The organism is Streptomyces prunicolor NBRC 13075 (assembly GCF_000367365.1).
Lineage (GTDB): Bacteria > Actinomycetota > Actinomycetes > Streptomycetales > Streptomycetaceae > Streptomyces > Streptomyces prunicolor.
This window is the reverse complement of record NZ_BARF01000165.1, coordinates 1-12,454: the sequence shown is the minus strand read 5'-3', so window position 1 is coordinate 12,454 and position 12,454 is coordinate 1. Positions and strand designations below refer to the sequence as shown.

12 protein-coding genes are annotated in these 12,454 nt (G+C 70.2%); all 12 read right to left on the bottom strand.

The genetic code is table 11. The annotated features are described in order from the left end of the window. Positions 1–705, bottom strand: a 705-nt coding sequence (locus SPR02S_RS58645; protein WP_019065390.1) for a cytochrome P450 family protein, incomplete at its 3' end; no start/stop codon positions are given. Between the two features lie 528 nt (positions 706–1,233). Then, on the bottom strand, positions 1,234–1,734 hold the full coding sequence (locus SPR02S_RS54095; protein ID WP_019065388.1) for a hypothetical protein: 501 nt from the start codon (positions 1,732–1,734) through the stop codon (positions 1,234–1,236). Then, the gene (locus SPR02S_RS54090) at positions 1,731–1,949 is read right to left on the bottom strand and encodes a hypothetical protein (RefSeq protein WP_245607799.1); all 219 of its coding nucleotides are present in this window, start codon (positions 1,947–1,949) and stop codon (positions 1,731–1,733) included. The genes SPR02S_RS54095 and SPR02S_RS54090 overlap by 4 nt, the downstream gene beginning before the upstream one ends. A 91-nt stretch (positions 1,950–2,040) precedes the next feature. Further along, entirely contained in the window at positions 2,041–2,892 is an 852-nt protein-coding gene (locus tag SPR02S_RS54085; RefSeq protein ID WP_019065386.1) for a helix-turn-helix domain-containing protein, read from the bottom strand. 13 nt (positions 2,893–2,905) lie between these two features. After that, entirely contained in the window at positions 2,906–3,430 is a 525-nt protein-coding gene (locus SPR02S_RS54080; protein WP_026151746.1) for a DUF6879 family protein, read from the bottom strand. After that, complete coding sequence (locus SPR02S_RS66030; protein ID WP_019065384.1) at positions 3,397–5,442, bottom strand: hypothetical protein; 2,046 nt, start codon at positions 5,440–5,442, stop codon at positions 3,397–3,399. The genes SPR02S_RS54080 and SPR02S_RS66030 overlap by 34 nt, the downstream gene beginning before the upstream one ends. 104 nt (positions 5,443–5,546) lie before the next feature. Continuing rightward, a complete protein-coding gene (locus tag SPR02S_RS54065) occupies positions 5,547–6,554 on the bottom strand; it encodes a nucleoside triphosphate pyrophosphohydrolase (RefSeq protein ID WP_026151744.1) in 1,008 nt (335 codons plus the stop codon). 162 nt (positions 6,555–6,716) lie between these two features. Continuing rightward, the gene (locus tag SPR02S_RS54060; RefSeq protein WP_019065382.1) at positions 6,717–7,364 is read right to left on the bottom strand and encodes a SurA N-terminal domain-containing protein; all 648 of its coding nucleotides are present in this window, start codon (positions 7,362–7,364) and stop codon (positions 6,717–6,719) included. Between the two features lie 226 nt (positions 7,365–7,590). Next, positions 7,591–8,415: a glycoside hydrolase domain-containing protein gene (locus tag SPR02S_RS54055; RefSeq protein ID WP_019065381.1), complete on the bottom strand. Its 825-nt coding sequence runs from the start codon at positions 8,413–8,415 to the stop codon at positions 7,591–7,593. A gap of 157 nt (positions 8,416–8,572) precedes the next feature. After that, positions 8,573–10,102: a serine/threonine-protein kinase gene (locus SPR02S_RS54050; RefSeq protein WP_019065380.1), complete on the bottom strand. Its 1,530-nt coding sequence runs from the start codon at positions 10,100–10,102 to the stop codon at positions 8,573–8,575. After that, positions 10,099–10,704, bottom strand: coding sequence for a hypothetical protein (locus tag SPR02S_RS54045; protein ID WP_019065379.1), 606 nt, complete (start codon positions 10,702–10,704; stop codon positions 10,099–10,101). The genes SPR02S_RS54050 and SPR02S_RS54045 overlap by 4 nt, the downstream gene beginning before the upstream one ends. A gap of 112 nt (positions 10,705–10,816) precedes the next feature. Further along, positions 10,817–12,454: N-6 DNA methylase (locus SPR02S_RS54040; protein ID WP_019065378.1), on the bottom strand; the 1,638-nt coding region annotated here is incomplete at its 5' end.

The following is a 12,454-nucleotide window of genomic DNA, read 5'->3' as shown; positions in this document are numbered from 1 at the left end:
GGAGGGGTTCCTGCCGGGGGGCGGGGCGGGGGTGCCGGGGAGGTTCCCGCCGGGGTGCGGAGTGGGGGCGTCGGAGAGGGCCTCGCGCTTGCGGTGGATGAGGTCGGCGAGATAGCTCCGCATCTTCTTGACGGACCGGGCGACTCCGCCGCGCGGCCCGCCCCCGTGACGAATCATCATGCCCGCCCAGTCCCGGAAGTCGTCCTGGTCCTCGCGGGGGACGCCGAGGAGGTCGCAGATGGCGTAGATGGGGAGCGGGAAGGCGAAGTCGTGGATGAGGTCGGCGGAGCCGTCGTCGGCGAACCGGTCGATGAGGTCGTTCGTCAACTCCTGCACGCGGGGCGCGAATTCGGCCACTCGGCGCGGGGTGAACGCCTTGCTGACCAGTCGTCGGAGGCGGGTGTGGTCCGGCGGGTCGATGTTCAGCAGATGCGTCATCAACTCGGCCTTGCGCTCACCCGGGATCCCGGTCTTGCCCTTGGCGTGCGCCGGTTCGTCGTGATGCGCGGGGTTCTTGGAGAGGCGGGGGTCGGCGAGAGCGTGCTTGGCGTCTACGTAACGGGTGACCAGCCAGGCCTCGACTCCGCTGGGGAGGCGGGTCTTGTGCACGGGGGCGTGTTCGCGGAGCCAGGTGTAGGCGGGGTAGGGGTTGGTGGCGAACTCCCAGGTGAAGAGGTCGGGTACGCGAGGCTCGTCATGGCGCATGCCCCGACCCTATGCAGCAACCGGAGCGGTTCCTCTATATAGGGGTACGGCGTCACAGCACGCCGACCCCACTCAGCATCGCCAGGACAACGAGGAGACATCCGCCGAACATCCCTCCCGCGTACAGGGCAGCCTCAGCGAGAGACAGACCCGTGGTGCTGATGAGGATGCCTGCGACTAGGGCGACCACAAGAGAGACAAGCGCCGCGTTGGCGACCCAGAGGTTTTCGAGGCCACGAGGGCTGCCCTGTTGATGCATGGCACAGACCGGGATGAGCGGGACGGACGAAGAGGTCCAGGGTCCAGGACCCTGCCCACCGCCACGGGGGGAGCAGTGGGCAGGGCCGACTGACCGACGCGGCCAGGAAGGTGCGGAACCGACCCCGTCGGCACCTCGTCCGCGGCCGTTTGTGATGAGCACACCAGGGACGAGGGGTCAGACGCTAGAGGGGGTCAGGGAGTCGGCTGACCTCACATCAGACTCCCCAGACCCCTACCGCGCCCTCCGCGCGCCAACTGCACAGGCAGTCAGCGAGCCGACTCAGGGGAACAGATCAGCGACGTCGGGTGGTAGCCGGGCCCCCAGTAGTAGGTGCCGGTCACCGTTTCTCCGTCGTCGCCAAGGATGTGCCCGCAGTGGATGACGCCCACCGCCGGACACACGTGAGATGGCTCGCTGCACGTCACGGTGATGCTGCCCGAGTCCGGGTCAAAGCCGAACCGCGTCAGCCACTCCGGATCACCGGGGAGCGTCACCGTGACGCCACACACGGGATCGTCCTCGGTCAGGCCACCTACAGGCACAGCGAACCCCGCCGGCGCGATACGGAAGTTGGACTGGCGCACGGTGCGGACCCGGTTGTGTCCGGGATGCTCTTTGGCGTGCCGCTCCGCCCAGAGCATCTGGGCGCGAGGGTCGCCGACAGACTCGTGTTCGAGGCACCCTGCGCACTCGATCCACTCACGCGCCGGTGCGGCGCCGACTTCGACGCGTGTGCGCACTTCGGGGAAGGGATCTGTCCGGGTCATCGATTCCCCTTCTGCCACGCGTGCGGATGCCGCCCGATCTCGACGGCAAGGTCCGTCGCATGCGACGGGTCGTAGGCGGGACTGCCTTTCTCCGTCGCCTGCTTCCACTGCCCGAACAGCGCGCCGCACACGTCGCAGCCGCGTACCGGTTCTGGCGCGGGAAACTCCGGCTCCGAGAGCTGTACCGGGTCCGCCATCGTCGTCCTTGACGCCATCTCTGCACCTCCCTCACAGGGCTTCTGTACGTCGAAGCTAGAAGGGGTGGGAAGGGAAGTTCCACGGAATCCTACAAAGTTCTACGCAACGTCAGTCGAGCGATTCAATGGCCGCTGAGATGAGGGCACGCGCGCCGGCTCCGTGCACCGCGAGCGAGGCCATTTCCTCGAACGCGTGGGCGTACTGCGAAATCTCACCGGGAGTCGTCACGGTGATGGCGGCTGTCAGTAGCTCAACGTGAACACGCTCGTCGTCGAACAGCGTGAACGTTTCCAGCGTCCACATGCCCCGCGGTCGACTCGCCGGGATGATCCCGACCGACACGGACGGAAGCGCCATCACGGAGAGCAGATAGCCCAGTTGGCCCGCCATGGTCGCCGCTTCCCCCACAACGTGGCGGAGGACGGACTCCTCCAGGAGGATCCCGAAACGGTGCCCTCCCCCACGGATGATGTGGGAGCGCTCGATCCGCGCGGCCGCCGCGTCGGCGACGTCGTCCGGCGTCCCGTGAACGCGCGCGATGTTCCCCAGGAGGGCCGCCGCGTACTCGTAGGTCTGAAGGAATCCGGGGACGACGGTAGAGCTGTAGACGCGGAACTGCTGAGTTCGCTCGTAAAGAGGGATGCGCGACTCCTGAAGCCCCCGTAGCCCGGTGCGCTGGACTCGGCGCCACTCCAGGTACATCGACTCTGCCGTGCGGTTGGCCGCAAGGAGATCCGGGATCCGGTCCTCAGCGTTGCACGCGCAGCACCACGCGCGGATGTCGTCGTCCGACGGGGGCGTGGTCGCGCTCTGAAGGCGCGAGACCTTCGAGGGCAACCACCCTGCGCGGGCTGCGACCTCCCTACCCGTCAGGCCGGCGTCACGCCGGATCTCGCGGAGCTGCTCCGCGATGGCGCGGCGTGCGGCGTCAAGGGCCGTCGACGGATAGGGAGATTGCATTGACACGCGTCGCTCAGATCCGGAAGTCCTCGTGCGGGACGGCACGTTCCCAGACCGCAGCGAACCCTTCCGCATGGCGCTTCACGACTTCGGCCGCGTCCTCCAGGACGTCAGCGATGAACCGTCCGTCGCCCGCAAAGAGGCTGAAGCGGATCAGGCGGTCGTCGAAGATCCAAAGGTCATTGCCGGGGATCAGGAGATCCGACGCCAGACGCCGTGGCAACCACCTGACGTCTTCGCCGGCCTCGATGTTCTGCGCCGTGCACGAATGCTCGTAGCGGATGTAGTCGCTGACGGGCTCCGACACGACGCGGGCACGACGAACAGTGACGCCACGCGCCACGGCGTCAGCGACGGACTGGTGGAAGCCGTTCCACCATGACGCCCGATCGCTGAGGTCGTACGTCTGTCCGCTACGCCACGCTGCGAAGTCGGCGTCCTCTTCTTCGACTCCGTAGACATCCCGCGTCTCCAGGTGAACGGCAGACCGGTGACAGCTTGCGATCAGCTCAGCGAACGGCGGTACCGTCTGCGGCATCGAGCGCCTCCCTGATCTGCTGCGCCATGCGGGCAGGCAGCCGGACGACCGCCTCCGTGTCGGGGATCGCTCCCGTAGCAAGGCATTGTGCCTGGAGAGCCTCGTCCGCCTTCCATCCCTGGAAGACGAGTTCTTGCTTCTCCTCGTCGAGCCACACCGTCGGGCAGTGGTCGCCGTTGGTTTCGGGGTCCTTGCCGAATGAGCGTAGAGCCATGATGGCCTCCGTTGGCATGCGGGTTGCGCAATGTTCTACGAACATCACGTCGAGGGGCGCGGACGTCAAGGGCGTCTAGAGCTATTCCGCATGACGCATGCGACATCGCCAACTCCGGCCGTGCTCTGGGGTGCAGTAGAGCTTGACGCGGCCAGCGACGGGCTCTGCTCCACTTCGTCTGAGCAGTGCGGGCACGTGACGTTCTGCTTCTTCGGGCGTGCATGGCCCACGCATCCCCGGCCTCGGCCTCACGCATATATGCCGTCCGTGCCCCGGCGACGACCTTCTCGACGTCGTACGTCGCCGGGTTCGCCCGCGCCGCATCCAGCGCGTGCCCCCACACCCAACCGGCAACGGGCGGGAACCCCTCGTCCTGTTCCGCCGTGTGCACGAAGTACGGCAGCACGTCCCCGAACCGTCCCTGCTCCCCTTCACCGCAACTCAGCATGTGCAGCACCCCGTACCGCTTCCGCCCGGCCCACTCCCAGGCGTCCTCCAGGGACTCCCGTTCCAGCCCCGCGATGCCGTACCCCTCGTGCACCGTCACCAACAGGTCCTGCGGCAATGGCCCCTTCAGTCCGCACCGGGCCAGATCCACCGCCGCCCGCACTAACGCGTGGGCGCGAGGGTGCCGCTCGCGGTTCGGGGCAAGTTGCCAGTCGTTCCAGAGGCGGGGGCCGATGGCGAGGTAGGTGGCGACTCCCATCGTGCCGCTCTCGCGGGCAGCCTCTATGAGCCGGGAATCACCGGTCTCCTCAGCACGCTTCCGTTCGGCGGGCCCCCAGGCGCGAGGGAGTTCGACGAGCTGCGCCAGGCCCAACAACCGGCCCTGCGCGGACGTCCTCCGGGCGTACTTGGCGTAGGCCTCCTCCCGCATCGTCGCCAGTACGACCGCTTCGACCTCGGTCAACTGGCCCAGCAGTCTCGGCTCCAGACCGCCGCTCCCGAGATGCACGTCGAGGTCGTCCAGCCAGACGACGCACCGCTCCGTCCGGCCCTTCAGTTGCGCGGGCAGCTTCCGCAGGTCCTCGTGCTGGGCGGGCGCGAACACTCGGTATTCGGGGAGCACTTGAGCCATCGCGGCCAGGGCGGTACGGGACTTGCCCGAGTACGCCTGTCCGAGGACGATCACCAACCCGCCCTCCGAACGCGCCTGCTCCAAGGCCCAGTTGGCCATCCTGTCCTGGTCCCTGCCCACGTACGGCGGCAGCGCGGGCAGCCCCTTCATCCGGCGGGTCGGCCGGACCCCGTGTGTACGCGGCTCGACGTCCTTCGCCAACGGCCAGTCGAGGAGGCCTGGTTGGGCGCCGCTCGGGGGCGGGGCGCCGTACGTGTTACTCACGTGCTGGACGCCGACGACCGGTCCGGTGAAGGTGCCGCTGCGGAAGTCGATGAGGTCTCCGCCGGTGGGCTCGGGCAGCGTGGGCAGGCTCATGCTCAGACCGGTGTCGAGAGAGGCTCCATCTTTGGGCGCGGGCAGCACTGCCGGGCTCAACCGATCGATGAGGGCGCGGAGTTCGCTGGCCGCCGCGATGTTGGACGGACTGTCGATTCCCTCGCGCAGCCGACGACGCCACAGTGCCGTCACCTGTGTGCCGGGGATCAGTCCACGCCTCCAGGTGACGGCGCCGAGATCCTTCGCATACCGATCCAGTCCACACCGTCCGAACCAGGCCACGAAGTCGCGCCGGACTGACTCCCCGTCTATCCAGCTAGGCGATCCCAATCCCATCGCCAACACCTCGACCGCCTCGTCGACCAGCCGCTCCAACTCCCCGTCGTCCACGCACTCCCCCACACCCGAACCCGTCCCTACCCCAACGGTCTCAACGGTACTGAGCCCACGCCCCCGAATCCGCCCCTCGGAGCGACCTCACCCGCCCTACTTCTTCACCTTCACCGTCAGGCCGCGCTCCCCGACTCGACCTCCCTGATCGCATCCCGATAAGCCCGCCCCGCCGCCCGCAACGCCGCCTCCGGATCCACCCCGTCCGCCTCCGCCCGCACAGCCAGCGCCAGCAACTCGTACCCGATGCCGTCGCCCCCCTTCGGCAACGGCAACGTCACCTCAAGTCCCGCCGTCCGCACGCGCGATGCCAGTTTCGCCGCGAGGGCGAGGCCGGGTTGGCCCATGGGGATGCCCTCGGTGATAGACGTGCGCTGCTTCTCCTCGGCCTTCGTGCGGAGCCAATGTGCCTTCACCTCCTCGGGAGTTGACGCCGTCTCGTCGCCGAAGACGTGCGGGTGGCGGTGGATCAGCTTGGTGATGATGCCGGCGGCCACGTCGTCGATGGAGAACGGGGTCTCGGGGTCCTCCTCGGCGATGCGGGCGTGGAAGACGACCTGGAGGAGGACGTCGCCCAACTCCTCGCGGAGTTCGTCGCGGTCGCCCTCCTCGATCGCCTCGACGAGCTCGTACGCCTCCTCGATGCCGTACTTCGCCAGGCCCTTGTGGGTCTGCTGGGAGGACCACGGGCACTCGGCGCGGATGCGGTCCATGACCTGGACGAGGTCGAGGAGCCGGGCGCCCGGGAGGTCGTAGGAGGCGGGGAGGAGTTCCAGGTCCGGCATCTGGACGCGGCCCGAGCCTGCCAGGCGGGCCAGGCCGTCGGTCAGGGTCGGTTCGCCCTCTCCCGTGGCCACGATCGCCACCGTGGAGCCGTCCGCGCAGGTCGCGACCAGTTCCTCGGCGGTCGGGGACACCTCGTCGACCGTTATGCCGGCCTCGCTCAGATACGGCAGCTGCGGATGCATACCGTCCGCGCACAGCACGCGGTCGGCGTCGCGCAGCGCCTGCCAGGCCGGCCAGGAGAGCAGGCCGGGGGCGACTCGGTGGCTGGTGGTGAGCAGGACGATGCGGCCGGGGGTGGGGGCGAGGCTGCCCTCGGGGGCGGGGCTGGTTGCGTTCACCCACCGAACGTAACCCACGCCGCCGACAGCCCCGGAGTTATCCACAGGCCGCAGACCTAGACCTAGACCTTCCGCTCTCCGGCCTGCCGCGCCCGCCGTACCGTTACGCCGGCACGCCGGTCACGTACGCCGGCACGCCCGTCACGTACGCCGGCACGCCGGTCACGCCGACTGCTGAGTCCCCGCCGCCGTGACCTCCCGCACCCAGGGCGTCTTCGCGTCCACCCTGCTGCTCTTGGTCACGTCCCACGTGCCGTAGCGCGGGTTGAGGTCGACGTGGAGTTCCTTGGAGGCGTTGGAGAGGGCCTTCCAGAAGGCGGGCTGGGTGGTGTCGGTGCCGAGTTTCGCGGCGAGTTTGCGTCCCTCCACCTGGAGGCGGAGGTTCTCGTCGAGGCGCTTCGGGGGGACGCCGTACTGGGCCAGCCAGGTCGCCTCCAGGGCCTTGGCGCCGCCCGCCTGCTGGGCGAGGCCGGCCCGCATGTCCTGGATGTCCTTGCGGGTGACGGTGACTCCGGCGTCCTGCGCCGCGCGGTGGACGACCTGGTCGAAGACCATGCCGTAGAGCGTCTCGCGGGTGAGGCCGCCGGTGGTGGCGATGGCCCGCTCGTACTGTGCCTGGTTCTGCACGGCCGACCGCTGGGCCGTGCGTACCTCGTTGACCCTGCTCTGCAGCTGCGCGACGGTGATGCGCTGGCCGCCCACGACGGCCGCGGCGCCCGGATGCGCCTCGTTTCCGCAGGCGGTCAGGGCGGGGGCCGCGGCGGCGATCACGGCGGTGAGGACGAGCGCGGTGCGACGGCGGCGGTGCAAGGAAGCCTCCCGAGGAGATTGCAATAACAGGGGCGGCGCGCAGCGCCTCCACCAGGGGTGGTGGTCGGGCGACGGGCGGGCGCACAAAGTCTTGCGGTGATCGATGTTAGGCAGTGGGTCGCCTGGGGCCAACCCATTCGACCAACGATTCACCAGGACTTCGGGCACCGGCACGCACGCGTGTGCTCCATGGGCTCCCCGTAGTCAGCCGCTACGGGCCCCGCGCTCAGCCGGTGATGGCCACCGGCGCGTCCCACGCGTCGCGGTCGACGGTGATCGTGTAACCGCCGCGCGTCTCCTTGCTGTTGACCATGTACTGGTGCGCGCGGCTGTGGTTGGTGAACTGGGTGGAGCCCCAGGGCCAGTCCGACGTCGTGGTGTTCGTCTTGTCCCACAGCGCGTACCAGAGGTTGCCCGGCAGGTCCGTCTTGCTGGTCGCGGTGGCGATCGCCTTGGCGCTGGAGCTGCTGAAGCCGTAGAGGCCGCTGCGGTAGATCTTGGCGTGCAGTTCCTTGTCGAAGGCGCGGACGTACGTCAGCACGGCGTTGTTGCAGGACGTGTTCGTCGTGTCGTACGACTCCATGTCCAGGTAGACCGGGCTGCCGGCCTTGAAGCCGAGCGCGGCGGACTTGGCCACCGCGTCGTCCGCCTCGGACTTGCCGACCGCCGCGGCCGTGGAGGCGCTGATCTTCACCGAGCCACCGGAGCCGCAGGACGGCTGCGAGCCGACGTAGAGCGGGATGAACTTCCAGCCGACCGTGGTGAGGGACTTGACCCACGACGCGGTGAGGTTGGGCTGGCTGCAGCCGCGGTTCTTGCCGCCGATGTAGACGGCGGCGGCGCCGTAGAGGCCGCCGTGCCAGGCCTTCATCGCGGCGAGGGAGGGCGCGGCGCAGGTGTCGAACGCGCGGCCGGTGTAGGTCTTCTGGGCGGGCCAGGTGGTGGCGGCCATCGAGTTCGTCGCGGCGATACCGCCGCCGGCGACGACGGCGACGCCCGCGACGCCCCAGGTGATGTATCTGCGCTTCTTCGACTGCCGGTGCTCGGACATGAAAGACCCCACCCCTGGTGTACACGTAACGCCTGATGTACACGTGTTTGTTCGTACGTATCTGGCAAAAGTGAACGCAACTTATCCGGTGGCGTTCATGTGTTCGGGAAACTCCGCCCCCAGAAGGTCACAACGTTCTCCCAGGGAACGGCAAAAACTAGCCGCGCACCTGCCCCAGCCACTGCAACGTCCGCCGGATGTCCGCCACGAGCGGGTGTCCGGGGCCGTGCCGGCGTTCGACGTCGCCCAGGAGGCGGGCGAGGGTGTCGTGGGCCGCGCCCCGGTCGCCGAGGGCGAGTAGCAGGTGGCCGATGCGGCGGCGGACCTCGTGGGCGAGTTCGGGGTCGCCGGCGACGTACTGGTTCTCGTAGTACGGCAGCAGCGCGCGGTACTCCGCGAGGGCCGCGACCGGGTCGCCGAGCGACTCCAGGCACTGGGCGGCGTCGTAGCGGTAGCGCAGGGACTGGGGGTCGGACGGGCCGGCCTCGGCGGCGCGTTCGTCGGCGAGGCGGCGCAGTTCGGGCAGCGCGCGCCGGTACTGGCCGTCGTCCATGAGCGTGGCCGCGTACTGCTTGCGCAGGGTGCGGACGACCGGGGACTGCGCGCCGTGCTGCTCGGCGGCGGTGGGCAGGATCGCGCCGAGGATGTCGACGGCCTGCGTGATGCGGCCCTCGCCGAGCAGTCGCTTGACCTCGTCGACGGCGGCGGCGACATCGGGTTTCTCGGCGGGGGTCGGCGCGAGCGGGGCGGGCTGGGGCGCGGGGGTGCGGGCGCGGTCCGGCCAGGGGGCGTGCGGGCGCAGGAACGGGCGCGTGGGGTCGAGCGGCGCCCCGCTGGGCATCCCGCGCGCGGGCAGCAGCAGCGCGAGACGTTCGTAGACCTCCTGCGCGGAGCCGGGCCGGTGCTGCGGGTCCTTGGCGAGCAGGTGCAGGACGAGCGTTTCGAGCGACTCGGGGACCTCGGGGCGGATACGGCGGACGGGCACCGGCGGCTCGTACAGGTGCCGGTGCAGCACGCCGAGCGCCGTCGAGCCGGAGAACGGCACGTCCCCGCTGAGGAGTTCGTGCAGCAGCACACCGAGCGCGTACAGGTCGGTGTACGGGCCGACCGCGCCGCCCATCGCCTGCTCGGGCGCCATGTAGGCGGGCGAGCCGATGGGTGTGCCGGTGTGCGTGAGGCGGGTGGTGTCGGCGTCCATGACGGAGGCGACGCCCAGGTCGAGGACGGTGACCGTGCCGTCCTGCTTCACCATCACGTTGCGCGGCTTCAGGTCGCGGTGGACGATCGGCACGGCGTGCACGGCGCTGAGCACGGCGCACAGTTGGGCCGCGACGGAGACCGCCCACTGCCACGGGTACGGGTTGTGCTCGGCGAGGTGGTCGGAGAGGTCGGCGCCGTCGATGTACTGCATGACGAGGAACAACTCCTCGCCCTCACTGCCCGCGTCGTGCACCGTGACCAGCCCGGGGTGGTCGACCTGCGCGGTCACCCGGCACTCGCGCACGAAGCGGCGGCGCAGTTCGTCGGCCTCCTGGCCGGCCACCTTGTCGGGGCGCAGCAGCTTCACCGCCACGCGCCGGTCGAGCCGTTGGTCGTACGCCGTCCAGACCTGGCCCATGCCGCCCTGTCCGATGAGCGTGGACAGTTCGTAGCGGTCCGCGACGACACGCCCCGCCGTCATGGTCACTTTCCGCCCTCGTCGTGCTTGCGCAGATAGTCACTGAGCTCGTCGAGCTCGGCGCGCACCTGGTCGATCCGGGCGGGCGCGGGGCGCTGGGGCGGAGGCGGCGGCACCGGGGTCTGGGACTGCGGCGGGGTGTAGGGCGGCTGCGGCATCTGGGTCTGGTGCAGGGGCGGTTGGGGTTGGGGCACGGGCGTGGCGCTGAACGGCGTCACGGTCTGCGGATAGCCGTACGCGGACGGCACGGTGGGACCCTGCGGCGGATAGCCGGCGAACTGCTGCCGCTGCTGCTGCTGGAAGCGGATGTCCACCGCCAGGAAGTAGACGCTGCTGAACACGCCCAGGAGCATCACCGTCGCCATCGCGATGTCGGTCCTGGAGTCGCCCTCCGGCAGCGAACCGACCACGGCGAAACAGCCGATGGACACCGGCAGACTCCCCCAGGCCAGCGCCCAGTCGATCTTCCGCCCGCGCGTGAAGGCCACCCGGAACAGCGGAACGCAGGCGAGCATCCCGCAGCAGAGGGTGCCGATCGCGGCGAACAGCACGCGCAGGGTGACGACGTTGTTGTCGCTGCGGGCGGGCGGCACCGCGCCGTGGCCGTACATGACTGCTCCCGGGCCCGTAATCGATGTGGGGTTCGAGCGTATAGGCCCACACCGACATGCGGTCCCGGGTTGTACCGAACCGTTGTCGTGCTGATCAATTCCTACCGATGTCTCAGTCGGGCGTGACCGTGCCGTCCGTCAGGCCGTCGTACATCCCACGCACGAGCTGCTCGCCGAGCCGGCCCGCCTGCCGCAGCGCCCGTTCGAAGTCCTCCAGGGCGCGGAACCGGGCTCCGTAGCGCCGCTGTTCGTCCAGGGGGAGGCGCGGCAACTGGAGCCTGCGGACGTCGAGTCGGGTCGCCGTGGACGCGTAGCTGCTGGCCTGGCGGTTGTTGGCGGTGCCGCGCAGGAAGCCGGCGAGGAACCACGGGTCCAGGGCGCCGGGTTCGGGCCTCAGCAGGACGAGGCTGCGGCCCAGGGCGGCGCCCGCGGTCGTGTCGTCGATCACGCGTGCCATCGAACCGCCGCCGACCACCGGGACGACGACATCGCCCGGCTCCGTGAGGACGGCCTCCTCGTCACTCTCGGGGAGGAGGCCGGAAGGGGCCGTTCCGGCGAGGACGTCGTGGTCGGTGAGAACGGGCACACGCGCGTGGCCGCCGTTTCCGCCGGTACGCATCACCAGGGCGCCCCCGCGCGCGAGTTCACCGATCGTAGTGAGCGGCCAGCGCGTGGGACGGTCCGGGTCGGCGGAGTGCTCTACGGGTGGTGGGGTGAGGTCGGCGGTCAGCCGGAGCGTCTCGCCGAGCCGTTCGCGTACGGCCGTGAGCTCGTCGGCGCCGTCGGCCGCGGTCGCGGGCGGGAGGTGGCGGGCCGGGGCCAGGTCGACGTCGTCGTCGAGGAGTTCGATGACCGGCACGGAACGCGCCAGCCCCGGCTCGTCGTCCAGCCGTCCCGCGCGGTCGAACGCCTTCCAGGCGTCGAGCACCGCGCCCCGCACGGCCTGCCAGTCCGGCCCGCCGCGCCCCTCGGTGGCGAACCGCCCGGTGTCCACCAGCAGCACCTCCGGCTGCGCGGCCGCCCGCTCCGGCCGCCGCAACACCCACAGGTGCAACGGAATGTTGTACGGCGGCGCCGCCCCGATCGGCAGCGCTACGACCGCCTTCAGCGCCCCGCGCCGCAACAGGTCCGCGCGGATCCGGCGGCCGGAACGCCGGGAGGCCGCGGCCGGCGGCATCAGCAGTACGGCCGTGCCGCCGTCCTTGAGCCGGGCCAGCGCGTGCTGCACCCAGGCCAGCTCGGACTCGTTGCGCGCCGGGAAGCCGTACTCCCAGCGGGGGTCGTAGGCGAGTTCGTCGTGGCCCCAGTTCCGCTCGTTGAACGGCGGATGACACAGGACGACGTCGGCCCGCAGTGCCGGGTACGCGTCGGCGCGCAGTGTGTCGGCGGCCGTGCCGCGGACGGTGACCTGCGCGTGCAGGGCGAGCCGGAGTGCGGTGAGCGCGGCGAGGTCGGGGGCGGCGTCCTGGGCGTACAGCTCCTGGTCGGGGCGGGGGGTGACGGCACGCAACAGGGCGCCGGTGCCGCAGGCCGGGTCGAGCGCGGTACCGGGCGGGCCTGCCGTGCCTGCCGTGCCTGCCGACTCGGCCAACTCGGCCATCAGGCGGGCGAGTTCGGTCGGGGTGAGCGTGTACTGGCGCGGGTTGGCGTCGAGGTGCCGCCCGAGCAGGAACTCGAACGCCTGGGGGGCGCCCAGCTCGGCGGCGAGTTCGGCGGTGCCGCGGAGGAGGGGGGCGGAGGGGAGGAGTTG

What these genes read in the sequence shown, in the direction of transcription:
- SPR02S_RS54095 (WP_019065388.1), bottom strand. Translation starts at nt 1,734, where the DNA reads ATGACCCGGACAGATCCCTTCCCCGAAGTGCGCACACGCGTCGAAGTC.
- SPR02S_RS54090 (WP_245607799.1), bottom strand. Translation starts at nt 1,949, where the DNA reads ATGGCGTCAAGGACGACGATGGCGGACCCGGTACAGCTCTCGGAGCCG.
- SPR02S_RS54085 (WP_019065386.1), bottom strand. Translation starts at nt 2,892, where the DNA reads ATGCAATCTCCCTATCCGTCGACGGCCCTTGACGCCGCACGCCGCGCC.
- SPR02S_RS54080 (WP_026151746.1), bottom strand. Translation starts at nt 3,430, where the DNA reads ATGCCGCAGACGGTACCGCCGTTCGCTGAGCTGATCGCAAGCTGTCAC.
- SPR02S_RS54055 (WP_019065381.1), bottom strand. Translation starts at nt 8,415, where the DNA reads ATGTCCGAGCACCGGCAGTCGAAGAAGCGCAGATACATCACCTGGGGC.
- SPR02S_RS54045 (WP_019065379.1), bottom strand. Translation starts at nt 10,704, where the DNA reads ATGTACGGCCACGGCGCGGTGCCGCCCGCCCGCAGCGACAACAACGTC.